The organism is Pseudorhodobacter wandonensis (assembly GCF_001202035.1).
Taxonomy (GTDB): domain Bacteria; phylum Pseudomonadota; class Alphaproteobacteria; order Rhodobacterales; family Rhodobacteraceae; genus Pseudorhodobacter; species Pseudorhodobacter wandonensis.
In genome coordinates, this window is the sequence record NZ_LGHT01000025.1 from 1 (window position 1) to 23513 (window position 23513).

Genomic DNA, 23513 nt, shown 5'->3' on the forward strand with positions numbered 1-23513 from the left:
GACAAACACCGTCCCAGTGAACGGATCCTTGCGCAGAACCGAAGACACCAACGCCGCCAACCCATCATGACCCTTCCTGAAGTCGATCGGCTGTGTCGAGACCAGAACCCGCACCCGGTTGGAGGGGAACATCATGGCGAAGGCCCGAGCGCGCGCACAATCTCGGCAATTCTGGTAGCTGTCGCGGCACCGTCCAGCCGGATTGTCACTTGGCCCAGAGCGATTTCGATTGATCCCAAAGGCTGCGCTTCTGGCTTGCCTGGTTGACCCGAACGCACCGGCAAAGAAGGCGCATTTCCCTCCGACAGCACGAGAGACGCAAAGCAGAAGCCGTCGTCCTCCATCGCCGGCAAAACCAACTTGCCGTCCCGAGCCCGACCACGCCATTCCGACAAATGGTTCGCCCGCAGCCCATAACGTGCCGCAACCGCGTTCACCGTTACGCCAGGCTTCAGGCTTTCTGCAACGATCTGCGCCTTGACCTCGTCAGGCCAGCGCTTCTGGCCATTGCCCCGTAAATCCACCCCATAGTCCCTGAGAAACTCCACCGTAGTCGCCATCGCGAAACTCCCGCCCCATGTCCAACAGGTGCGGAGTCGCAGGTTAATCGATCATGCAGAAGGTGGGGGCCCGAGAACGCTTACATTGGTACGATGTCCAGGGTCATTGGACGAGGCGCAAAAACATCATCCATGAAAGTTGGCACGGGCGAATGATGCAGCGTAAACCGAAGATGTAGGTGGCAATTGCACTGGCCAACAAGATGGCCCGCCAAATCTGGGCAATGCTCATCAGACAGCTGGATTACCGAGATCCGGCCAAGGCGACGACAGCATGAGCTTCATGCTTATTCTGCGTTGAAAGTTGGTTCGATGGAGTGAGAAGACGACGACTATATGGGAAATGATCGAAAAGATCAGGATAGGGAAAACCAGTTAGGGCTACGAGACCGTGAGCTCGCTGAATAGATTTGGACCCGATCACGCTGATCACCATATCGGCCCGCGGCCTTTAACAGTGCCGTAAAATAAGGCCTGACAGAAGACCGCACTCGATCTCGCCCAAAGGTCAAATTCTTCTTGATTCAAAGACGGAAACCACAGAAGCCCCCAGATTTGTGGATGCCTTGCTTGGCAATTCTAGACGCAATGGGACGGGATGTTCTGAGCTAAATGCACAGACGCGTTCAAGGGCGATGCAGTCGCTCAAGTCTAGGATCGTGGCTACCCGGCGCGCGAGGTGCCTATAAGGTTGGGAGTCCGTTGGTCGACAAGCAAATGCGAAGCAATCCCCGAGTGTCAGCACCAAATCGATCTACAAATGGCAAAGGCAGTTTTCGCGGCCTGTAAAAGTGGCCGAGGAGGTCGAAGCCCAAGCTGATGAGATCCGGCAGCTGCAGGGCAATTTGGCGCGAATAACTTAGAGCCAGGATATTCTAAAATTGGCGACCGAATTCTTTGTCAGTGATTCCAGCCACTCGCGGATGTAAACATCCTCTGCTCGTCGTCTGTAAGGCGTTTCTATACGTCGCGAAGGGGCGGCGGGTGAGCTATGCACTCATTCGTCGGTCGGCAGGCGATTGCGCAGCAATCTGCCGAAAGGGGCAAGTTGCATGATGATCTGCGCCCCTCTCTTGGCTGCGCATTGCTCGGCCGGGTGGTCGCGCCTTGAAGCTATTGGAGGATACATCTTTCGGTTGGACTCAAATTGGCTTCTGCTATGGTCGACGGCTCTTGTTTTCTATGCTCTATGCGCACCAGAATACCAAAATGATTTCATGGGGTTCCGCTGCTCGCTTGGTTGAGAAACTGTGGCATAAGCCGCCCATTGCTACGATCAAGTTTTCATGAATCCAATGTGCAACCAGCAGTGGAAATGCCATTTAGGGAATGTTTGCGTACATCTCAAAATCTTGCGCTGCAAATTGGCGCAGGCTGCTTTCGGATTTTGGAGATAGCGAAAGGGATGCCGTTGGCGACACATTTAGCCGTGGCAAAGTGATTTCGCAGCCTAAGCGGTCTTCGAGAAAAGTAACAAATTGATCGATGTTTTCGTAGCGGAACAAATGATCCACGCCCCGTTCCTTTCGCGATTTCAAAAACCGCGATTGTGATCCGACTGCCGCAAATTCTGGCGGATTTTCCGAGCAATAGGCCGTGACGAATTCGTCAAATGTGACATTTGCGGTGCTTTTGCTTGGGTCGGTCACGTCGTCGCGTTGGCGGTAGCGATACCAACTTCCCAGCCAATCGCAAGGTTCACGCATCAGGGCGGCGACGGAAAAACTATGGCCCGAGGCGACTTCTAAATAGGGGCCCATGAAACGATGGAAGCGTTGCACGGATGTATGCTTTAGAACGGGTGGGCGTTGCACAACCAAGGCCGAAAGGGGTTCCAAAGCCGCCTCGATTGCTGTCGAGCCGGTCTTGGGCGTCGCCAGAAATGCAAGCCGCTGGTCCCAAAAAACTAACATGTTTGTTCCTCGTCATTCTCGGTTCGTCGTGGCGCACAGAGGAAAATGTTTGAATTTCAAACAGCCTCCTGCGGTTTCAATGACCTTTGATCTGATCACTCGTCAAGGGCTTCGGCTAGCATATTGCATAAAAAAAGAGGACGAGATCTGCGGCGAGACACATGGAGCGAACCGGTGTGTGAACAGTTATGTAGCGTGGCGGGCGACGGCAAGAATGCCCACAAATACAGGTATGATTCAGGCTGATTTCTGCCGGAATTATTTACGGTGCATTAACCAATACGCTTTATCAAATATTACAGGCTTTGACGCTGGGGCTTTTGATAGGTTGCTTGGGCAAAAATGCCGAAATCACGTTTGTTTTAAGAATACTCCATTAATGTTCTTGTTTTTCCCCAAGATTTATGGGAACAACAGGGGAACAAATACCGAGATTGCCGCGGCAAGGCGGCTGTGAAATAAAGGGGCGTAACACATGGCAACGGCAAACCTTCTAGATCTGAACGGAAAACGCGAGATGGATAAGGCAAAGGCGCTCGAAAGCGCATTGGCACAGATTGAACGTCAGTTTGGCAAGGGCTCGATTATGAAGCTCGGCTCTGAAAACGCGGTGATGGATGTAGAAGCAACGTCGACCGGTTCGCTTGGCCTTGATATTGCGCTGGGAATCGGTGGCTTGCCGCAGGGCCGGATTATTGAGATTTATGGCCCGGAAAGCTCGGGTAAAACCACTTTGACGCTGCATGTGGTTGCCGAAATGCAAAAAAAAGGCGGCGTTTGCGCCTTTGTTGACGCCGAGCACGCACTTGATCCGCAATATGCCAAAAAACTTGGCGTTAACCTTGATGAGCTGTTGATCAGCCAGCCTGATACGGGTGAACAGGCGCTGGAAATCGTCGATACGCTGGTGCGTTCGGGGGCTGTGAATATCATCGTCGTCGATTCGGTTGCAGCACTTGTGCCAAAATCGGAAATCGAAGGTGACATGGGGGATATGCAGATGGGCTCGCAGGCCCGTTTGATGAGCCAAGCCATGCGCAAATTGACCGCCTCTATCGGGCGCAGCAATTGCATGGTGATTTTCATCAACCAGATCCGGATGAAAATTGGCGTGATGTTCGGTAGCCCCGAAACGACAACGGGCGGCAACGCGCTTAAATTTTACGCCTCTGTACGCCTCGACATTCGCCGGATTGGGGCGATCAAGGATCGGGATGAGGTTGTTGGAAACTCGACCCGCGTTAAGGTTGTGAAAAACAAGGTTGCTCCACCCTTTAAGCAGGTGGAATTTGATATCATGTACGGCGAAGGCATCTCCAAAACCGGTGAGCTGGTCGATCTTGGCGTCAAAGCCGGCGTTGTTGAGAAATCGGGCTCTTGGTATTCCTACGGGGATGAGCGGATTGGCCAAGGCCGTGAGAACGCCAAAACCTATCTGAAATCCAATCCGGGGGTTGCACAAGAGATCGAGGATAAAATCCGCGCCTCGCACGGGCTTGATTTCCATATGGAAGACGGTGGAACGACCGAGAGTCTTGTGGACGACTGATCGTTCAACCGCAGCAAATTTAACACTGGCCGAGGTTTCAACTCCTCGGCCTTTTGCATTGTTGGTGACAGTGTTGTGGACAGTCCGGCCTTGCCCCGCTAAACGAATATCAAACCGATCCTTCGCCTGATAAGGGGCCTTTCTATGCCATCGCTTAACGACATCCGTTCAACCTTTCTTGACTATTTCAACCGCAACGGCCACCGAGTTGTGGACAGCAGCCCCTTGGTGCCGCGCAATGACCCAACGCTAATGTTCGCCAACTCGGGCATGGTGCAATTCAAGAACTGCTTTACGGGGGTCGAGCAGCGAGACTATGTCCGTGCCACGACCGCGCAGAAATGTGTGCGCGCAGGCGGCAAGCACAATGACCTCGATAACGTCGGCTATACCGCGCGTCACCACACCTTCTTTGAAATGCTCGGCAACTTCAGCTTTGGTGATTATTTCAAGTCGGATGCCATTCCCTTTGCCTGGGAGCTGCTGACCCGTGATTTCGACATTCCCAAAGACAAGCTGTTGGTGACCGTCTATCACAATGATGATGAGGCGGCGAACCTTTGGAAAAAGGTCGCAGGATTGCCAGATGATCGCATTATTCGCATTGCGACCGATGATAACTTCTGGCGCATGGGGCCGACCGGCCCTTGTGGTCCTTGCACCGAGATCTTTTTTGATCATGGCGATAAAATCTGGGGCGGCCCTCCTGGCTCGGCCGATGAAGATGGTGACCGGTTCATTGAAATCTGGAACCTTGTTTTCATGCAAAACGAACAGCATGCCGATGGCAGTCTGACACCGCTTCCTAAACAAAGCATTGATACCGGCATGGGGCTGGAGCGGATTGGCGCCTTGCTGCAAGGCAAGCATGACAACTACGACACCGACCTGATGCGCAGCCTGATTGAGGCCTCGGCCCATGCGACCAGCAGCGATCCGGATGGCCCCGGCAAAACCCATCACCGCGTGATCGCCGATCATCTGCGTTCGACTTCGTTCCTGATCGCCGATGGTGTGATGCCCTCGAATGAAGGTCGCGGTTACGTATTGCGTCGGATCATGCGTCGCGCGATGCGGCATGCCCACCAACTTGGCGCGCAAGATCCTGTGATGCACCGCTTGGTACCGGCTTTGGTGCGCCAGATGGGCGCGGCCTATCCCGAACTTAGCCGTGCCCAAGCGATGATCGAAGAAACCCTTCGGCTGGAAGAGACCCGTTTCCGCCAGACGCTGGACCGCGGTTTGAAGCTGCTGGATGATGAACTTTCTAAAATACCCGAGGGCGCAAACTTGCCAGGGGCTGCTGCCTTCAAACTGTATGACACTTACGGTTTTCCGCTGGATCTGACCCAAGATGCGCTGCGTGAAAAAGGCCGCGCAGTGGACACAACCGGTTTTGAAGCCGCGATGGCCGAGCAAAAGGCCAAGGCGCGGGCAAGCTGGTCCGGCTCGGGTGAAACCAAGGATGCCGCGATTTGGTTCGATCTGGCCGAGGCACATGGCGCGACCGAGTTCTTGGGTTATGACACCGAGACAGCCGAAGGGCAGGTACTTGCCTTGGTAGCCTCAGGCGCTGAGACCGATAAGGCGGGCAAGGGCGATGCTGTCCAAATCATCTTGAACCAGACGCCGTTTTATGCGGAATCCGGTGGCCAGGTTGGCGATGAGGGCGTCTTGACTACCCCGACGGGTAAGGCGCGGATCACCGACACCAAAAAGGGGCAGGGGCTGTTTATTCACATGGCCGAGGTAACCGAAGGTACGATTTCCAAGGGCCAAGGTGCGGGTTTGACGGTTGATCATGGCCGCCGCGCCGCCATTCGCGCCAACCATTCGGCAACCCATTTGCTGCATGAAGCGCTGCGTCGGGCCTTGGGCGACCATGTTGCACAGCGCGGATCGTTGAACGCACCCGACCGTTTGCGCTTTGATTTCAGCCACGGTCAGGGGCTTTCGGCCGCCGAACTGGCGCAGGTTGAGGCCGAAGTGAACGCCTATATCCGCCAGAACGGTGTGGTCGACACCCGTATCATGACGCCGGATGATGCCCGCGGACTGGGCGCGCAGGCCTTATTTGGCGAGAAATACGGCGATGAAGTGCGCGTGGTTTCCATGGGTGTGCTGGATGGCTCGGGTAAGGGCGCAGATGGCAAGACCTATAGTTTGGAACTGTGCGGCGGCACACATGTGGGCCGTTTGGGCGAGATCGGGCTGTTCGTTCTGCTTGGGGATTCCGCCTCTTCGGCGGGCGTTCGCCGGATTGAGGCGCTGACCGGCGAAGGTGCGCTGACCTATCTGAAAGAGCAGCTTGGCTGCCTTGCCGATGTTTCGGCAGTGCTGAAAACGGCGCCGGCAGAGCTTGCGGGTCGTGCTAAATCTTTGCTGGAGGAACGCCGCAAGCTGGAGAACGAGGTCGCTCAATTGCGGCGTGAGCTGGCGATGGGGGGCTCGGCCGCGGGGCCGGAAGCAAAGGAAATCAACGGCGTCAAATTGATCGCGCAGGTGTTGACCGGTGTGTCCGGCAAGGATTTGCCGGGGCTGATTGATGAGATGAAGGCGCGGATCGGGTCTGGCGCGGTGCTGTTGATTGCCGATACCGGGGCCAAGCCTGCGGTGGCGGCGGGTGTGACCGAGGATATGACAGGTTCGGTTTCGGCCGTTGATCTGGTCAAGGCGGCGGCGGCGGCTTTGGGTGGCAAGGGCGGCGGCGGGCGGCCTGATATGGCGCAGGCCGGCGGCATGGATATTGCAGGCGCCGAGGCGGCAATCGCGGCCGTTGAAGCCATTATTGGAGGGAAATAACATGCCGACAGCTCTTTGGATTGCCCATGTCGAGGTCACGGACCCCGAAGCTTATGGAAAATATGCGACCCTTGCCGGCCCTGCGATTGCCGCGCATGGGGGCGTTTTTCTGGCCCGCGGCGGGCGCTATGTTCAGCTGGAAGGCAAGGACCGGCCCCGCAATGTTGTGGCCCGTTTTCCCAGCCTTGAGGCGGGTGTGGCCTGCTATAATTCGGCCGAGTATCAGGCGGCGCTGGCCCATGCAAAGGGCGCGAGCATCCGTGACCTGATGGTGCTGGAAGAGGCCGAAACGCCTGCGTGACCGCGCGCGGACGTTTTCCTAACCTATTGATATAAGGGGTAAAGATGAAAATTCTTTACCCCTTGTTAACTTTTTGATGGCGGGCCAATCTCTGCCCTTTATGCACGCAATCTTTACGCTATACTGGCAGCATAAGCGCAGCAACAGACCGCGCCGGGCAGAAGGGTAAAAATATGTGCCGTTGGGCCGCCTATATTGGCAAACCGATTTTCATGGAAGAGGTGGTCAGCCGCCCCAAACACTCGCTCATTCATCAAAGCCATTGCGCGACCGAATGCAAAACGGCCATTAATGCCGACGGCTTTGGGCTTGCGTGGTATGGCGATAAGCCTGAGCCGGGGCAGTACCGTGATGTATCACCCGCGTGGTCGGACCCGAATTTGAAAAGCCTTGTGCGACAAGTGCGATCAAAGCTGTTTCTGAGCCATGTGCGGGCCTCAACCGGTACCGCGACCAGCCGGAATAATTGCCATCCGTTTACCTCTAATCAATGGTCGTTCATGCATAATGGCCAAATCGGCGGGTTTGAAACTTTCCGCCGAGCGGGGGATATGATGATACCGGATGAATATTATGGCGAGCGGCGCGGTGCCACGGATAGCGAGGCGCTGTTTCTGGTGGCCCTGTCTGAGGGGTTGAACGATGACCCGCGCGGGGCAATGGAACGGGCGACGGCACGGTTTGAGGCGCTGAGTCGTCAGTTGGGAACCACGCCCCATATCCGCCTGACCGCCGCGTTTTCCGACGGAGAAAAGCTATATGCCGTGCGCTATGCCAGTGATGACTACGCGCCCACGCTCTATCACCGTTGGTCGGTGACGCATCAAGGCCGCGCCGTGGTATCCGAGCCACTGGAAACCGATGAGCCGGATTGGCAACTGGTGCCACCGGGGACGTTTTGCACGTTTGAGGGCGAGGGCGTGAAGATGGAACCCTTTGCGCCAGTTGGGGTGGCTGTGGCTGCTTGATGTGATTGGCGTCTGCCAAGCAGATAACGTGGCAGTTGCTATATTCCGCTTACCTCGTACTGTTGTTCGGGCATGAAAGGTCGGGAGGGGCTGATATGACGAGCGCTCAGGGTGGATGCCTATGCGGATCACTTAGGTATGAGGTTCAAAAGCAACCAGCGAGAACCACTATGTGCCATTGTAAGTTCTGCCAGCGCGCAACAGGCGGGGCTTACCTTGTTGAGCCGGTATTCGAGAGTGCTGACTTCAAGATCATTCAGGGTAAGCCGAAGATTTATACCCATGTATCCGAAGGAAGTGGCAAAGAAGTCTATATTCATTTCTGCGACACATGCGGAACCAAGCTATATTTGACCTTTGAGCGCTTTGCCGGTGCGGTTGGCCTTTATGGTGGCACACTTGACGACCCTAATTGGCTGATTGTCACCCCCGAAAACTCTAAGCACATTTTCTTAAGTGAAGCGAAAATTGGCACAGTGATTCCACCGCATGTTGCCAGTTTTTACCAACACGCCACAGAAAACGATGGCACGCCGATAGCGCCAACCATCTTTGACAAGCCGCATATTATCGGATCTCATTAGTGCGATCATAGATCGGGCCAAAGCATTTTGGTCGCGGCCTTATGATCGGGGGCAATAAAAAAGCCCGCTCGATTGAGCGGGCTTTTCGTAGTTTATGCCGAACGCGATTGGCGCTTGCGCTCATGCGGGTCGAGGTAGCGTTTGCGCAGGCGGATGTTTTTGGGCGTCACTTCGACCAGTTCATCATCTGCGATATAGGCAATCGACTCTTCGAGCGACATGCGCACAGGCGTTGTCAGGCGCACAGCTTCATCGGTGCCGCTTGCGCGGACGTTGGTCAGCTGTTTGCCTTTCAGCGGGTTGATTTCCAGATCGTTGTCGCGCGAGTGTTCGCCCAAGATCATGCCTTGGTAAACGGCCTCTTGCGCGCCGATAAAGAACTTGCCGCGATCTTCCAGCTTCCACAAAGCGTAGGAAACCGAAACGCCGTTTTCCATCGAGATCAACACGCCTTGGCGGCGGCCTTGGATCGGGCCTTTGTGTTCGGTCCAGCCGTGGAACAGGCGGTTCAGAACGCCGGTGCCGCGGGTGTCGGTCAGGAACTGGCCGTGATAGCCGATCAAACCGCGCGAGGGCACATGGGCCACGATGCGGGTTTTGCCGGCGCCGGCGGGTTTCATTTCGACCAGATCGCCTTTGCGCTCGCCGGTCAGTTTTTCGATCACGGCGCCCGAGTATTCATCATCGACGTCTATGGTGACTTCTTCAACAGGCTCCATCCGCTGGCCGTTTTCTTCTTTGAAGATAACGCGAGGACGCGAGATCGAAAGCTCGAAGCCTTCGCGGCGCATGTTCTCGATGAGAACGCCCATCTGGAGTTCGCCACGGCCCGAGACTTCGAAGGCTTCGCCGCCGGGAGTGTCGGCGATCTTGATGGCGACGTTGGTTTCGGCCTCATCCATCAGACGTTTGCGGATGATGCGCGACTGTACCTTGGTGCCATCTTTGCCAGCCAGAGGGCTGTCGTTGATGCCGAAGGTGACGGTGATGGTTGGCGGGTCGATCGGCTGTGCCTCAATCGCGTCCTCGACGGACATATCGCACAGCGTATCGGCCACGGTTGCCTTGGTCATGCCGGCGATGGTGACGATATCGCCTGCGACGGCCTCATCAATCGGCTGTTGGCCGAGGCCACGGAACGCAAGGATTTTGGTGACGCGGAACTGTTCGATTTTCTCGCCCGTGCGCGACAGTGCCTTGATCTGGGTGCCAACGGTCAGCGTGCCGGATTCGACGCGGCCTGTCAGAATGCGGCCGATGAACGGGTCAGCCGAAAGCGTGGTGGCCAGCATTTTGAACGGCTCGGCCGCTTTGGCAACCTGGGTCGGCGCGGGCACGTGCTTGACGATCAGGTCAAACAGCGCGTCAAGGTTTTTGCGCGGGCCGTCGAGTTCAGGGTCGCACCAACCGGCACGGCCCGAGGCGTAGAGATGCGGGAAGTCGAGCTGTTTGTCATCGGCGCCGAGGTTGGCGAAGAGGTCAAAGCATTCGTCCAGCGCGCGGTCAGGCTCGGCATCGGCTTTGTCGACCTTGTTCAGCACCACAATCGGGCGCAGGCCAAGGGCCAAAGCTTTGGAGGTTACGAATTTGGTTTGCGGCATCGGGCCTTCGGCGGCATCGACCAGCAGAACAACACCGTCAACCATGTTCAGGATGCGCTCGACCTCACCGCCGAAATCGGCGTGGCCGGGGGTGTCAACGATGTTGATGCGGATGCCTTTCCATTCAACGCTGGTTGCTTTGGCGAGAATGGTAATGCCGCGTTCGCGTTCGATGTCATTGCTGTCCATCGCGCGTTCGGTGGTTGCCTGGTTGTCGCGGTAGGTGCCGGATTGTTTCAGCAGCTCATCGACGAGGGTGGTTTTGCCATGGTCGACGTGCGCGATAATGGCGATGTTGCGAAGCTCCATCGGAGGTGTCTCTTTTTCAAATCATTAGGGTTGAGGGGGCCATATCCGGTTTGGGGCAGAAAGGCTAGGGGGGTTTTGCAATTGGGTTGCGGCATGCCGAATGGCAACAGTGGGGGGCTGCGCTGCCCCCCACCTGTCTTTTGCGGTGCAAAAGCCAGCCCCCCGCAGGTATTTACGCCAAGATGAAGGCGGTTAGCCGTTCAGGGCTTTGTTCAGGTATTCATCGACTTTTTCGAGGAAACCCATTGTGGTCAGCCATTTTTGATCGGGGCCGACCAGAAGGGCAAGGTCTTTGGTCATGTGGCCGTCTTCGACACAGGCGACTGTAACCTTTTCCAAAGTGGCGGCGAATTTTGCTAGGGCGGCGTTATCATCCAGCTTGGCGCGGTGCTTCAGGCCGCCTGACCATGCATAGATCGAGGCGATCGAGTTGGTCGAAGTTTCCTTGCCTGCCTGATGTTGGCGGTAGTGGCGGGTGACGGTGCCATGTGCGGCCTCGGCCTCGACCGTTTGGCCATCTGGGGTCATCAAAACGGAAGTCATCAGACCGAGCGAGCCAAAACCTTGGGCCACGGTATCGGATTGCACGTCGCCGTCATAGTTCTTGCAGGCCCAAACATAGCCGCCCGACCATTTCATCGCCGAGGCGACCATATCGTCGATCAGGCGATGTTCGTAATAGATGCCTGCTTTCTTGAACTGGTCTTCAAACTCTTCCTCATAAACCTTTTGGAACAAGTCTTTAAAGCGGCCGTCATATGCCTTGAGGATGGTGTTTTTGGTTGACAGGTACACGGGCCAACCCTTGAGCAGGCCATAGTTCAGCGACGAACGCGCAAAGTCGATGATCGAGCTGTCGAGGTTATACATGCCCATATAGACGCCCGCAGATTCGGCGGAGTAGACGTCTTTTTCGATCACGGTGCCGTCTTCGCCCACGAATTTCATCGTCAGCTTGCCTGCGCCCGGAAAGTGGAAATCGGTGGCGCGGTACTGGTCGCCAAAGGCGTGGCGGCCAACGACGATAGGTTGCGTCCAGCCCGGCACAAGGCGCGGCACGTTTTGGCAAATGATCGGCTCGCGGAAGATCACGCCGCCGAGGATGTTGCGAATTGTGCCATTCGGGCTGCGCCACATCTTTTTCAGGCCGAATTCTTCGACCCGCGCCTCATCGGGGGTGATGGTCGCGCATTTCACGCCAACGCCGTATTGCTTGATTGCGTTTGCGGCATCGATGGTGATTTGGTCATCGGTGCGGTCGCGTTCCTGGATGCTGAGATCGTAATATTTCAGATCGACATCCAGATAGGGCAGAATCAGCTTTTGCTTGATGAAATCCCAGATGATCCGGGTCATTTCATCGCCGTCGAGTTCGACGATCGGGTTTTCGACTTTGATCTTGGTCATGTGTCATGCCTTTGGTTATGGGATTCGCTTTGGCATCTGTTTAGCGGATGTAATCGGGAATGGCTAGTAATGTATGCAATGGTATACCGAGTGAGACTCGTTGAACCAAGGTTGGTGCCGTGCTAATTCTTTCAGTAGCAATATTGTGTTGCTGGAGTGCAAAAAAATGTGCGCGATTAAAACCTTGGATGGCGGAATTTCCTGGCTGGGTGTGCAGTATAAGACGATTCTAACAACAGCCGAATCCGGTGGGGCGATTTCTGTTACCGAAAGCATATCGCCGGCCGGGTCGGGGCCGCCGCGCCATATTCACCAAAAAGAAGATGAGAGTTTTGTGCTGCTGACTGGCGCTTGTGATTTTTGGCTGGACGGGGTTGTGCATCCAAGACGGGCGGGGGAAAGCTTTTTTGTGCCGCGCGGGACGAACCATACCTTTAAGGTGACCAGTGCCGAGCCGTGCCACCATCTGAAGATTCTGACGCCGGGCGGGTTTGAAGGGTTCTTTGCCGAGATGGCCAAGGGCCAGTTTCGTATCCCCGAAGATATGGCAAAAATTGCCGAGATCGGGGCTGCGTATAACCTGAGCCTTACCGGCCCGCCTTTGTAGCGGTTTCAGAAAAAGGGCTGGCAGCGCGTGCGGACATAGGGCCAAAGCAGCGGCGCGCCATTGGCCACCTTGCTGCCGACGCGGGTTTCAAGCTGAACAAAGGTGACGCTGTATTCGATCCAAGTTCCGCCACCGGATTGGATATTTTGCATCACCGGTTGCACCCGATCGAGGCTTTTGGCGAATCGGGCGCTGGGGGTGAGGTTTGCCTCGAACTCTTGCCACAGGGTGTGAAGTTTATTGCCCAAGCTGTTGGGAAGTAACCCGAAAATGCGTACGGCTGCCTGTGCTTCGGCGGCAAGGATAGCGTCTGCGGAATGTGCTGTGCCATTGGCCGAATGCAGTGGCACGTCACCGACATCGATTTCCACCAGATCATGCAGCAACAGCATTTCGATGACTTGGGGGATGTTGACGCCCGCTCCGACCTGATCCGAGAGGATCAGCGCATAGAGGGCAAGGTGCCATGAATGCTCGGCCGAGTTTTCGCGGCGCGAGCCGTCGCAAAGCGTGGTGGCGCGGTTGACAGATTTCAGCGCGTCTGCCTCGGCCAGAAAGGCGAGGGATTGCGTGAAATCCGAGGGCGGCAAAGGTTTGCCTGCAAGTAGGGTGGTTGCCGCGGCATGGGCGGCGGGCCAGCGCGTCGCCAGATCAGATGCGCGGCCGGTGGCAAGGTTTTGGCGCACGATGTCAAGGTGATCGGTGCGCGGAGTGTCGGCACAAAGCACCTGAAAAAGCGGTTGTGCGTGGTCGATGGCCTTGGCGTAACGTGCGGTGGCGGTTTTGCCTGCCTCAAATTCCAGCCAGAGCTGATGGAGGCGCGCAGAGGCGCGTGAGGGCAGCAAACCAAAAAGCCGATTTGCGGCTTTTTCCTCGGCCAGGGCCTGACCGGGGTTGGGCAGGTGGATAGGGTGGTCGCCTGCGTCGATTTCAACCAGATCATGCAGCAAAAGCATCGAGATAGCGCGCGCGATATCGCTGCCTGCGGGCGCAGCATCGGCAAAAACCAGCGCCCAGAGGGCAACGTGCCAGCTGTGTTCTGCGCTGTTTTCATCGCGTGAGCCATCCATCAGGCAATTGGCGCGTAGAACCGATTTCAGCCGGTCTGCCTCATTCAGAAAGGCGAATTGTGCGTCAAGATGGGCGTCACTTTGGGTCAATGGCCACCCGACCCGAGATCAGCAGGTGGTTTTGGCGCGGCGCTACCGGATTTGGCGGCGGCCAGCGCCTTGGCGATGAACTCCCGGCCACGGCGTTCGGCCAAACGCACGCGAATGGCCGTCATGAACGCCTCTTGCAGCGTGGGCGACGAGGCGCCGATTACACGGCTGACCTGATCGTAAAAGCGGTCGTCCTCGATATGGTCCATCGCTTCGAGTGTAGTTTTGGCGAGGGCATCGCCAAGATCTTCGACGATGCTCATCGTGTTTGCTCGGTGATGCGGCGTTTTACATAGCCGGTGACGTGGTCGATCATCGGGTTCATATGCGCCTCTTCGTCTTTGAAGAAGTGATCTGCGCCTTCGATCTGGGTATGGGTGACGGTGATGCCCTTTTGTTCGTGCAGCTTGTTCACAAGGCTGACCGTATCTTTTGGCGGGGCCACCTTATCGGCGGTGCCGTTGATCACGAGACCCGAAGACGGGCAGGGCGCGAGGAACGAAAAATCGTACATGTTGGCGGGTGGGGCAACCGAGATGAAGCCGGTGATTTCCGGGCGGCGCATCAGCAATTGCATGCCGATCCACGCGCCAAAGGAAAAGCCCGCGACCCAGCAATGCTTGGAATTCTGGTTCATCGATTGCAGGTAATCCAGCGCCGAGGCGGCATCTGACAGCTCGCCAATGCCTTGGTCATATTCACCCTGCGAGCGGCCTACGCCACGGAAGTTGAAGCGCAGAACGGTGAAGCCCATTTTGTAGAAAGCGTAATGCAGGTTATAAACAACCTTGTTGTTCATCGTGCCGCCGAACTGCGGGTGCGGGTGCAGAACGATGGCCAGCGGTGCATCGCGTTCTTTTTGCGGGTGGTAACGGCCTTCGAGACGGCCTTCGGGGCCTGCAAAGATTACTTCGGGCATCGGTTTCGCCTTGTCACTTTCCTGCAGCGGCTTTGTGGACAAAGCGGGCCTGCATATTTAGAACGGTTCAAAACAAGCCAGCTGTGGCCTGCGGTTGATGTTGAGTTAAGCGCCCCATCGGTGCAGGTCAATGTGTTTGGTGGGAATATGCTGCGAATTGGCAGCAGAATGATGTGAGTTCGGCGTTGCGACGCGCAAAATTGGGGGAGTGGCCGTGAAATTATCGACAAAGGGGCGTTATGCCGTTGTGGCGCTATGCGATTTGGCCCTGGCAGCAGGAAACGCCGGGGCGGGAACCGAGGCTTTGGTGTCTTTGGCAGAGATTTCAAAGCGGCAGGATATTTCCTTGCCCTATCTGGAGCAGTTGTTCGTAAAACTGCGCCGCGCGGGATTGGTTGAGGCGATGCGCGGGCCGGGGGGCGGGTATCGTCTGGCGCGGGTGGCCTCGGACATTCGGATGAGCGACATTATGGAAGCCGTCGAGGAAAACGTCAGCGCGATGCATTCGGGGGCGGGCGCTTCGGGGGCCGTTTCGGGCAGCCGTGCGCAATCATTGAGCAACCGGTTGTGGGAGGGGCTTTCGGCGCAAGTCTATGTGTTTTTGCACCAGACGCGGCTGTCGGATGTGATCCGTAATGAGATGAAGCCATGCCCTGCGGTGCCAGCGCTGTTTGCCGTGGTGGATGAGGATTGAGGGTAGGTTAGGGGGCGCTCGCGCCCCCTCTTGGCCTTGGGGCCAATTCACCCCCTGAGGATATTTTTGGATAGATGATATGGAATTGACGTGATGGCACGGGTCTATCTCGATTGGAACGCAACCACGCCTTTGCGGGCCGAGGCGCGCGCGGCAATGCGTGCGGCGATGGATGTGGTGGGCAACCCTTCGTCGGTTCATGCCGAAGGGCGTGCGGCGAAGGCCTTGGTTGAGCGCGCGCGCGGGCAGGTGGCGGCGGCGCTTGGTGCTGAGGGTGCTGACATTGTATTTGTCGGCTCGGCGACCGAAGGGGCGGCGCTGGTCTGTGCGGGGCGGGGGTTGCATTGCGCAGATGTTGAGCATGATGCGGTAACCAGTTGGTGCGCTGTTGATTTGGCCGTGGATGGTTTGGGGCGGGTTGCGGTGCCCGATCCGGCGGTATCAGCTGTGCAACTGGCCAATTCCGAAACGGGGATTTTACAGGATTTGCCGCAGGGTTTGGCGGTTTCTGACCTGACGCAGGCCTTTGGCAAGGTGCCTTTGGCCTTTAACTGGCTGGGATGTGCGGCAGGGTTGGTATCGGCGCATAAGTTGGGCGGACCCAAAGGTGTGGGTGCTGTGGCACTAAAGCAAGGGCTTGATTTGCCAGCGCAAATCAAAGGTGGCGGGCAAGAAATGGGCCGCCGCGCAGGCACCGAAAACATCATTGGCATTGCCGGATTTGGCGCGGCGGCCGAGGCGGCGGCGCGGGATTTGGCCAATGGTGTTTGGGAAGAAATTGGCCAATTTAGAAATATTCTAGAAAAGGCATTGTCTGCCCTGACAAAAGATACTATTTTTGTCGGGAAAGAGGTTGCGCGGCTTCCGAATACTCTGTGCCTGATTGCCCCCGGTTGGCGGGGTGAGACGCAGGTGATGCAGATGGATCTTGCCGGTTTTGCCATTTCGGCGGGGTCGGCCTGTTCATCGGGCAAGGTGCGGGCAAGCCGCGTTTTGCGCAGTATGGGGTTTGAGGATGATCTGGCGGCCTCGGCGGTTCGGATATCTATCGGGCCGGGCGTGACGGAAGAGATGGTTCTGCGCTTTGCGGAAACCTGGGCAAAACATTATAACAAGCACCGCGCACGGCGGGGCTGACGGAAGCGGGCAAGAGGCCCGGCAAGGAGAGACCGAGATGACGGCGATGCCAAAGCTGGAAACCGAAGTGCGCGACGGCGTGGACCGCGAGACGGTGGAAACCGTGAACGCGATGGCCGGCACCTATCAACATGGTTGGGAAACCGAGATCGAGATGGATTTTGCGCCGAAAGGTGTGAATGAAGATATCGTGCGGCTGATCTCGGCCAAGAATGACGAGCCGGAGTGGATGCTGGAATGGCGCTTGGCGGCCTATCGGCGCTGGGTTGAGATGGTAGAACCCGATTGGGCGATGCTGAACTATCCGGAAATCGATTACCAAGACATTTATTACTATGCCAAGCCCAAGAGCATGGATGTAAAGCCGAAGTCCTTGGATGAGGTGGACCCGAAGCTGTTGGCGACCTATGCCAAGCTGGGGATTCCGTTGCAAGAACAGATGCTTCTGGCCGGTGTTGAAGGTGCGGAAGCGCCGCGCCAAGTGGCTGTGGATGCGGTGTTTGACTCTGTGTCCTTGGGTACGACCTTTCAGGCCGAGCTGGCCAAAGCAGGCGTGATTTTCTGTTCGATTTCCGAAGCGGTGCGCGAGCATCCGGAATTGGTAAAGAAATACATCGGGTCGGTTGTGCCGCAGACGGATAACTTTTTCGCGACGCTGAACTCGGCTGTATTCTCGGATGGGTCGTTTGTCTACATTCCGCCGGGGACGCGTTGCCCGATGGAGTTGAGCACCTATTTCCGGATTAATGCTGAAAATACAGGGCAGTTCGAGCGGACGTTGATTATCTGTGATAAGGGCGCCTATGTGTCCTACCTAGAGGGCTGCACCGCGCCGAAACGCGATACCAACCAGTTGCACGCGGCCGTGGTTGAGATTGTGATCATGGAAGACGCCGAGGTGAAATACTCGACAGTGCAAAACTGGTATCCGGGCGATGAAAACGGCGTTGGCGGGATTTTCAACTTTGTGACCAAGCGGGCCGATTGCCGTGGTGATCGGGCCAAGGTGATGTGGACGCAGGTGGAAACGGGGTCGGCGATTACGTGGAAATACCCGTCTTGCATCTTGCGCGGCGATGACAGCCAGGGTGAGTTTTATTCGATTGCGATTGCGAATAATGCGCAGCAGGCCGATACCGGCACCAAGATGATCCATCTGGGCAAGCGCACAAAATCGCGGATTGTGTCTAAGGGGATTTCGGCCGGACGGGCGCAGAACACTTACCGTGGTTTGGTAAGTATGCACCCTAAGGCCAAGGAATCACGCAATTATACCCAATGCGACAGCTTGCTGATCGGTGATAAGTGCGGGGCGCATACGGTGCCTTATATCGAGGTCAAGAACAACTCTTCCCGTGTGGAGCATGAGGCGACGACCAGCAAGGTGGATGATGACCAGCTGTTCTATTGCCGTTCGCGCGGGATGGATGAGGAAGAGGCCGTGGCGCTGGTGGTCAACGGGTTCTGCAAGGAAGTATTGCAGAGCTTGCCCATGGAGTTTGCGATGGAAGCGCAGGCGTTGGTTGCAATTTCGCTGGAAGGGTCGGTCGGATGATTGTGACAACCACGCCTTCGATCGAGGGCTATCAGATTGCCGATTACAAGGGCATCGTGACGGGCGAGGCCATCATGGGGGCCAATATCGTGCGCGATCTGTTTGCGGGCATTACCGATATCATCGGCGGGCGCTCTGGCGCGTATGAGTCCAAGCTGGCCGATGCACGAGAGACAGCGCTGGCGGAAATGGAAGCGCGGGCGCGGGCCAAAGGGGCGACTGCGGTTGTTGGGGTAGACCTTGATTATGAGGTGATCAACAACATGCTGATGGTTTCGGCATCGGGCACCGCTGTGGTTTTGGGTTAACCCGCCATTTTAGAATTTTGGCCATGGGCCTAAGGAATGAGAACGAGGAAAAAATGCTGGAAATCAAGAACCTGCACGTCAAACTTGAAGAAGAAGATAAGGTTATCCTGAAAGGGGTGGACCTGAAGATTGGTTCGGGTGAAGTGCATGCGATCATGGGGCCGAACGGGTCGGGCAAATCGACGTTGTCTTACGTGCTGTCGGGCAAGGGCGGGTATGAAGTGACCGAAGGCTCGGCCATGCTGGAGGGCGTCGAGCTGTTGGACATGGAACCCGAAGCGCGCGCGGCGGCGGGGCTTTTCCTTGCGTTTCAATACCCTGTGGAGATTCCGGGCGTTGGCAACATGACCTTTCTGCGCACTGCAGTGAACGCACAGCGCAAGGCACGTGGCGAAGAAGAAATTTCGGCCGGTGACTTTTTGAAGCTGGTGCGCGAAAAGGCCAAGGCGCTGAAAATCGACGCCGAAATGATGAAGCGCCCGGTAAACGTGGGCTTTTCGGGTGGCGAGAAAAAGCGTAACGAGATTTTGCAAATGGCGATGCTGGAACCCAAGATGTGCATCTTGGATGAAACAGACTCGGGTCTTGATGTTGACGCGATGAAACTGGTTTCCGAAGGCGTGAACGCGCTGCGCGATGCCGGGCGGTCTTTCCTTGTTATCACGCATTATCAACGACTTCTGGACCATATTAAACCCGATGTTGTACACATCATGGCCGACGGCCGGATTGTAAAAACCGGTGGGCCGGAACTGGCGCTGGAAGTTGAGCAGAACGGCTATGCGGATATTCTGGCTGAGGTTGTGTAATGGCCCAGTTACAAAAACAGGCACAGGAAAAAACCGATGCGCTGGCGGCTCGGCTTGGTTCGCTGGATCTGGCAGCGGGCGGTTTTGCACCTGCCGCGCGCAAAGCCGCGCTTGCCCGCCTAGAAAGCATGGGCCTGCCCGGACGTCGTGACGAATATTGGCGCTATACGGATCCGGCAGTGTTCAACGCCGAAACCGCCAGCGAATCTGCACCTTTGATCGTTGAAAAGCCGATTTTTACCGATAAGGACAAGGTGCGTCTTGTCTTTGTTGATGGGGTCTTTGATGCCGCGGCATCGGACAAGCCAGAGCTTGCCGGCGTTGAGATCACGCTGTTGTCGCAAGCGGGCGCGCAAGACATCCATTGGGCAAGCGCGCTTTATGGCACGCTTGAAGCGGCAGGGCAGAAACCCGTGCCACGCCCGTTTGCGGCGTTGAACACGGCGGCTGCCACCGAAGGGCTGTTGATCCGCGTGACGGGTACGGCGCCAAAGCCAATTCACATTTCTTATCGTCAGAATTCAACGACTTCTGACCCGATCTTGCATCATTGTATCAAGGTTGAGAGTGGCGCGGAGCTAACCCTTCTGGAAACCGGAATTACGGGTGCGCGCAGCAATATCGTGATGGAGGCGCAGGTCGAAGCGGGGGGCAAATTGCACCATATCCGCCCGCAAGGCCGGTCGCATGGCAAGCAATTGCTAACCCATATTTTCGCGCGTCTTGCCGAGAACACGCTGTTCAAAAGCTTTACCCTGTCGATGAACGGCCGCCTGACCCGCAACGAAGCGGTGATCGAGTTTACGGGCGACGATGCGGTGGCGCATGTGGCGGGGGCTTGTGTCGGCGACGGCGCGTTTCACCATGATGACACGGTGTTCGTGACCCATGACGCCGAGCGATGTGAAAGCCGCCAAGTGTTTAAAAAGGTTCTAAAAAACGGCGCAGTTGGCGTGTTTCAGGGCAAGATTTTGGTTAAGGCCGGGGCGCAGAAAACCGATGGCTACCAGATCAGCCAATCCTTGTTGCTGGACGATGACAGCCAGTTTCTGGCCAAGCCAGAGCTGGAGATTTACGCAGATGACGTGATCTGCAGCCACGGCTCGACCTCGGGGGCGATTGATGAAACCGCGCTGTTTTATCTGCAATCGCGCGGCGTCGAAAAGCGGGTTGCGCAAACCCTGCTGGTTTTGGCCTTTTTGGCCGAAGCGATTGCCGAGATCGAGGATGAGACCTTGGCCGAAGAGATCCGCGAGCGGATGGAAGACTGGCTGCATCGGCATGAGAGGGCGTAACCTGACATGCCGGTGACCACGGATATTGTGCGCTCTTGGCACAGCCCGCGTCGTGTGATGCAATCGCATCTGGCGCGGGGCCGGTCTGAACCTTGGGCGTTTTCGCTGCTGATCGCGTTTATGATCGTGGCCTTTGTCGCGCAATGGCCGGGTGCCAGCCGCAATGCATTCTACACGCCCGAGATGCCGATTTCGGCGCAGATGCTGGCGATTGGCATGGGTATGCTGGCGTTCATTCCGCTGTGGTATTTACTGGCTGCCATTGGTCACTGGATCGCCAAGGCCTTGGGCGGGCAGGGCGATCACTATCGCGCGCGGCTGGCGTTGTTTTGGGCGCTGGTTACGGTTAGTCCTTTGATGTTGTTGCTTGGATTGGTCAAAGGGATGATCGGGCCGGGGCCTGCGCTGGTCTCGGTGACGGTTGTCACGACGGCGGCATTTCTGGGCTTTTGGATTATGAATTTGATAGAGGCGGAACGGTAAATGGAGCTGACCCCAGCCTTTTTGCTGCGCATGGTGCGCGAGACGATCAAGGCCCCGCGCACCGGGGCGGCGACGGTTTTGCGTATGGGCTTTGCCCCTGCTGTGGGCTGGATGGCGCTGCTGCTGATGGCGGTTGGATCGACATTGCTGACACATATCAGCTTTGCGATGATGCCGCAGGACGCGCAGGATTTTTGGGGCGCCGCAATGGGCAGCCCGATACGGACGGCGATGCTGCAATGGGTGGTTTTGCTGATTTCAGTACATGCGATTGACAAGCTGGGCCGGTGGCGCGGTGGCGTGGGCACCCTTGGCGGAGCGGTGATTTTGGTGGCTTGGCTGCAATTCATCCTGCTTTGCTTGCAGGCTGTGCAGCTGGTGGTGGAAATCTTGATGCCATCAATGGCGGCGATGCTGGGTGTGCTCGGCCTTGTTTTGTTTTTGTGGTTGCTGACGAATTTCGTCGCTGAACTGCACCAGTTTCGCAGCCTCGGCATGGTGTTTGCCGGAATTGTGCTGACCCTGTTCGCGTTGTCGTTTGTGCTTGCGACAGTATTTGCGATGCTAATCGGCACAGCAGGAGCATGACCATGTTTGATGTGCAGACCATCCGCGCCGACTTTCCAATTCTGACGCGCCGCGTGAATGACAGACCTTTGGTTTATCTGGATAACGGCGCCTCGGCGCAAAAGCCGCAGGTGGTGATCGACGCGATGACGCAGGGCTATTCGCATGAATATGCCAATGTTCACCGTGGGTTACATTACCTTTCCAACCTAGCGACCGATAAGTATGAGGCGGTGCGCGGCAAGGTTGCGCGGTTTTTGAACGCAGGGTCCGAGCATGAGATTGTGTTTACCACCGGGGCGACCGAGGGCATCAACCTGATTTCCTATGCCTGGGCCGCGCCACGCCTGCAGGCCGGCGATGAGATTGTTCTGTCGATACTCGAGCATCACGCCAATATCGTGCCGTGGCATTTTCTGCGCGAACGCTTGGGGGTGGTGCTGAAATGGGTGGAATGTGACGCCAATGGCGATCTTGATCCGCAAGCGGTGATCGATGCAATTGGCCCGCGCACGAAACTGGTTGCCGTGACGCAGATGTCAAACGTGACGGGTACAGTGGTGGATGTGACCAGCATCTGCCAAGCCGCGCGTGCGAAAGGCGTGGCGACGTTGGTTGATGGGTCGCAGGCCGCGGTTCATATGCCGGTGGATGTGGCGGCAATCGGCTGCGATTTCTACGCGATTACAGGGCACAAGCTTTACGGACCTTCGGGTTCGGGCGCGATCTATATTCGTGCGGCACGGATGAATGAGATGCGGCCCTTTCTGGGTGGCGGCGACATGATCCGCGAGGTGACGCGTGACACTGTGATTTACAATGACGCGCCGATGAAGTTTGAGGCAGGCACACCCGGGATCATCCAGCAAATCGGCATGGGCGTCGCGTTGGACTATATGTCGGGCATCGGGATGCAGGCGATTGCCGCCCATGAACGCCAGTTGCGCGACTATACCCGCGACCGTTTGGCAGGATTGAACTGGCTGAATGTGCAGGGAAATTCGGCCGATAAAGGGGCAATTTTCAGCTTTACCCTGCAAGGCGGCGCCCATCCGCATGATATTTCGACCATCCTCGACAAACGCGGGGTTGCAGTACGGGCCGGTACCCATTGCGCGATGCCGCTGTTAGAGCATATGGGCGTTGGCGCAACCTGCCGCGCGTCATTCGCCATGTATAACACTGTAGAAGAGGCGGATAGGCTGGTTGAAGCGCTGGAATTTTGTCACGAGCTGTTTGGTTGATTTTGGGCAAATAACCCGTTGCAACTCGGCCCGCCATTCGCTACCTAGGCGCTATCGGCACCCATAGCTCAGCTGGATAGAGCGTTGCCCTCCGAAGGCAAAGGTCGCACGTTCGAATCGTGCTGGGTGCGCCATTTCCCTAATTGTTAACGGCGTAACACCATACGGTCGGCCGCAATCTCGATGTGGAACTGGCCAAGGTAATCCATCCCCAGCAGTGAGCCACCCATATCGCCATCGTTGACATAGGCTGTCAACGTGGGGTCGGTGAAACTGCCCAGACGAACATCATCCAAGGTCACACGGGCCGTGCGCACGATGCCATTGGCCGTTTGCGCCGTGCCAAGATAGACGAGCGTGTCGGGGTCTATGCCCAGTTTCTGGGCATCCTCTCGCGTCAGGACAACCGAGCTGGCACCAGTATCAACCATGAATTCAACGGGTTGCCCTGCAATCTCTAAGGTAAGGTAGTAATGGCCGTCGCGGGCGCGGGGCAGGGTGATTTCGCCTTGCGCTGCAATGGTTTGGCGGGGGGTAAAGCTGCCGCCCATATCCTGCCACAGGCCATAGCCCGCCATCAGGCCAACGATAATCAACCCCCAAGACATCAATCCGCGCATCATCTGGCCCATGCGCCCGCGAAATTCGACCAGCAAGTAGCTGCCAACGGCCACGATAATAAGGCCTAGGTAAAGCACGCGCCCGAAAATCTCGCCGTCCATCGCTGTCTCCGCTTGTCTT

24 protein-coding genes and 1 tRNA gene are annotated in these 23513 nt (G+C 56.7%); 16 read left to right on the top strand and 9 right to left on the bottom strand.

The features are described 5' to 3' along the window. The 3 genes from tnpB to AKU79_RS04040 all read right to left on the bottom strand — a co-directional run. The coding region (tnpB, locus tag AKU79_RS19995; RefSeq protein WP_197087227.1) for an IS66 family insertion sequence element accessory protein TnpB at positions 1-135 on the bottom strand (135 nt) is incomplete at its 3' end. Beyond that, positions 132-560 carry an IS66-like element accessory protein TnpA gene (gene tnpA / locus AKU79_RS04035; RefSeq protein WP_050521797.1) on the bottom strand — a complete coding sequence of 143 codons (429 nt, stop codon included), beginning with the start codon at positions 558-560 and terminating at the stop codon, positions 132-134. The genes tnpA and tnpB, both read right to left, overlap by 4 nt. Positions 561-1882: 1322 nt before the next feature. Then, on the bottom strand, positions 1883-2473 hold the full coding sequence (locus AKU79_RS04040; RefSeq protein ID WP_050522305.1) for a hypothetical protein: 591 nt from the start codon (positions 2471-2473) through the stop codon (positions 1883-1885). A gap of 475 nt (positions 2474-2948) precedes the next feature. On the opposite strand from AKU79_RS04040, the gene recA reads away from it, so the two are divergent. From recA to AKU79_RS04070, 5 genes are all read left to right on the top strand, one after another. Then, positions 2949-4022 (top strand): recombinase RecA, encoded by a 1074-nt coding sequence (gene recA / locus AKU79_RS04050; protein ID WP_050522307.1) that lies wholly within the window; start codon positions 2949-2951, stop codon positions 4020-4022. 144 nt (positions 4023-4166) lie between these two features. After that, entirely contained in the window at positions 4167-6824 is a 2658-nt protein-coding gene (gene alaS / locus AKU79_RS04055) for an alanine--tRNA ligase (protein WP_050522308.1), read from the top strand. A gap of 1 nt (position 6825) precedes the next feature. Beyond that, positions 6826-7125 carry a DUF1330 domain-containing protein gene (locus AKU79_RS04060; protein WP_050522309.1) on the top strand — a complete coding sequence of 100 codons (300 nt, stop codon included), beginning with the start codon at positions 6826-6828 and terminating at the stop codon, positions 7123-7125. Between the two features lie 173 nt (positions 7126-7298). Continuing rightward, complete coding sequence (locus AKU79_RS04065) at positions 7299-8093, top strand: class II glutamine amidotransferase (RefSeq protein ID WP_050522310.1); 795 nt, start codon at positions 7299-7301, stop codon at positions 8091-8093. Positions 8094-8188: 95 nt separating this feature from the next. After that, positions 8189-8677: a GFA family protein gene (locus tag AKU79_RS04070; RefSeq protein ID WP_050522311.1), complete on the top strand. Its 489-nt coding sequence runs from the start codon at positions 8189-8191 to the stop codon at positions 8675-8677. Positions 8678-8769: 92 nt separating this feature from the next. Here the strand turns inward: AKU79_RS04070 and typA are convergent, their stop codons facing one another. Both typA and AKU79_RS04080 read right to left on the bottom strand, forming a co-directional pair. After that, entirely contained in the window at positions 8770-10587 is a 1818-nt protein-coding gene (gene typA, locus AKU79_RS04075) for a translational GTPase TypA (protein ID WP_050522312.1), read from the bottom strand. A 192-nt stretch (positions 10588-10779) separates the two neighbouring features. Beyond that, on the bottom strand, positions 10780-11994 hold the full coding sequence (locus AKU79_RS04080; protein WP_050522313.1) for an NADP-dependent isocitrate dehydrogenase: 1215 nt from the start codon (positions 11992-11994) through the stop codon (positions 10780-10782). 166 nt (positions 11995-12160) lie between these two features. On the opposite strand from AKU79_RS04080, the gene AKU79_RS04085 reads away from it, so the two are divergent. Then, positions 12161-12601, top strand: a complete 441-nt coding sequence (locus tag AKU79_RS04085) for a cupin domain-containing protein (protein WP_050522314.1) — start codon at positions 12161-12163, stop codon at positions 12599-12601. Positions 12602-12606: 5 nt separating this feature from the next. Here the strand turns inward: AKU79_RS04085 and AKU79_RS04090 are convergent, their stop codons facing one another. The 3 genes from AKU79_RS04090 to AKU79_RS04100 are packed head-to-tail and all read right to left on the bottom strand — an operon-like array spanning position 12607 to position 14680. Then, positions 12607-13761: an HD domain-containing protein gene (locus AKU79_RS04090; RefSeq protein WP_050522315.1), complete on the bottom strand. Its 1155-nt coding sequence runs from the start codon at positions 13759-13761 to the stop codon at positions 12607-12609. Next, positions 13758-14024 (bottom strand): hypothetical protein, encoded by a 267-nt coding sequence (locus AKU79_RS04095; protein WP_050522316.1) that lies wholly within the window; start codon positions 14022-14024, stop codon positions 13758-13760. The genes AKU79_RS04090 and AKU79_RS04095 overlap by 4 nt, the downstream gene beginning before the upstream one ends. Beyond that, complete coding sequence (locus tag AKU79_RS04100; RefSeq protein ID WP_050522317.1) at positions 14021-14680, bottom strand: alpha/beta hydrolase; 660 nt, start codon at positions 14678-14680, stop codon at positions 14021-14023. Before AKU79_RS04100 ends, AKU79_RS04095 begins: the two co-directional genes overlap by 4 nt. Before the next feature lie 214 nt (positions 14681-14894). On the opposite strand from AKU79_RS04100, the gene iscR reads away from it, so the two are divergent. The 10 genes from iscR to AKU79_RS04150 all read left to right on the top strand — a co-directional run bounded on the left by iscR (position 14895) and on the right by AKU79_RS04150 (position 22906). Beyond that, a complete protein-coding gene (iscR, locus tag AKU79_RS04105) occupies positions 14895-15374 on the top strand; it encodes a Fe-S cluster assembly transcriptional regulator IscR (protein ID WP_050522721.1) in 480 nt (159 codons plus the stop codon). A 93-nt stretch (positions 15375-15467) separates the two neighbouring features. Next, complete coding sequence (locus tag AKU79_RS04110; RefSeq protein WP_050522318.1) at positions 15468-16511, top strand: cysteine desulfurase family protein; 1044 nt, start codon at positions 15468-15470, stop codon at positions 16509-16511. A 37-nt stretch (positions 16512-16548) separates the two neighbouring features. Further along, positions 16549-18066 carry a Fe-S cluster assembly protein SufB gene (gene sufB / locus AKU79_RS04115; RefSeq protein WP_050522319.1) on the top strand — a complete coding sequence of 506 codons (1518 nt, stop codon included), beginning with the start codon at positions 16549-16551 and terminating at the stop codon, positions 18064-18066. Further along, positions 18063-18374, top strand: coding sequence for a heavy metal-binding domain-containing protein (locus AKU79_RS04120; RefSeq protein WP_050522320.1), 312 nt, complete (start codon positions 18063-18065; stop codon positions 18372-18374). The genes sufB and AKU79_RS04120 overlap by 4 nt, the downstream gene beginning before the upstream one ends. A 53-nt stretch (positions 18375-18427) precedes the next feature. Next, complete coding sequence (sufC, locus tag AKU79_RS04125; protein ID WP_050522321.1) at positions 18428-19183, top strand: Fe-S cluster assembly ATPase SufC; 756 nt, start codon at positions 18428-18430, stop codon at positions 19181-19183. Beyond that, the gene (locus AKU79_RS04130; protein WP_050522322.1) at positions 19183-20478 is read left to right on the top strand and encodes a SufB/SufD family protein; all 1296 of its coding nucleotides are present in this window, start codon (positions 19183-19185) and stop codon (positions 20476-20478) included. Before sufC ends, AKU79_RS04130 begins: the two co-directional genes overlap by 1 nt. 6 nt (positions 20479-20484) lie before the next feature. After that, positions 20485-20961, top strand: a complete 477-nt coding sequence (locus tag AKU79_RS04135) for a YIP1 family protein (RefSeq protein WP_050522323.1) — start codon at positions 20485-20487, stop codon at positions 20959-20961. Beyond that, positions 20962-21549: a YIP1 family protein gene (locus AKU79_RS04140; RefSeq protein WP_050522324.1), complete on the top strand. Its 588-nt coding sequence runs from the start codon at positions 20962-20964 to the stop codon at positions 21547-21549. It abuts the gene before it with no gap. A gap of 2 nt (positions 21550-21551) precedes the next feature. Beyond that, positions 21552-22772, top strand: a complete 1221-nt coding sequence (locus AKU79_RS04145; protein WP_050522722.1) for a cysteine desulfurase — start codon at positions 21552-21554, stop codon at positions 22770-22772. 57 nt (positions 22773-22829) lie between these two features. Beyond that, positions 22830-22906, top strand: a tRNA-Arg gene (locus AKU79_RS04150). A gap of 12 nt (positions 22907-22918) precedes the next feature. Here the strand turns inward: AKU79_RS04150 and AKU79_RS04155 are convergent. Then, on the bottom strand, positions 22919-23494 hold the full coding sequence (locus AKU79_RS04155; protein WP_050522325.1) for a retropepsin-like aspartic protease family protein: 576 nt from the start codon (positions 23492-23494) through the stop codon (positions 22919-22921). Positions 23495-23513 lie beyond the last annotated feature (19 nt).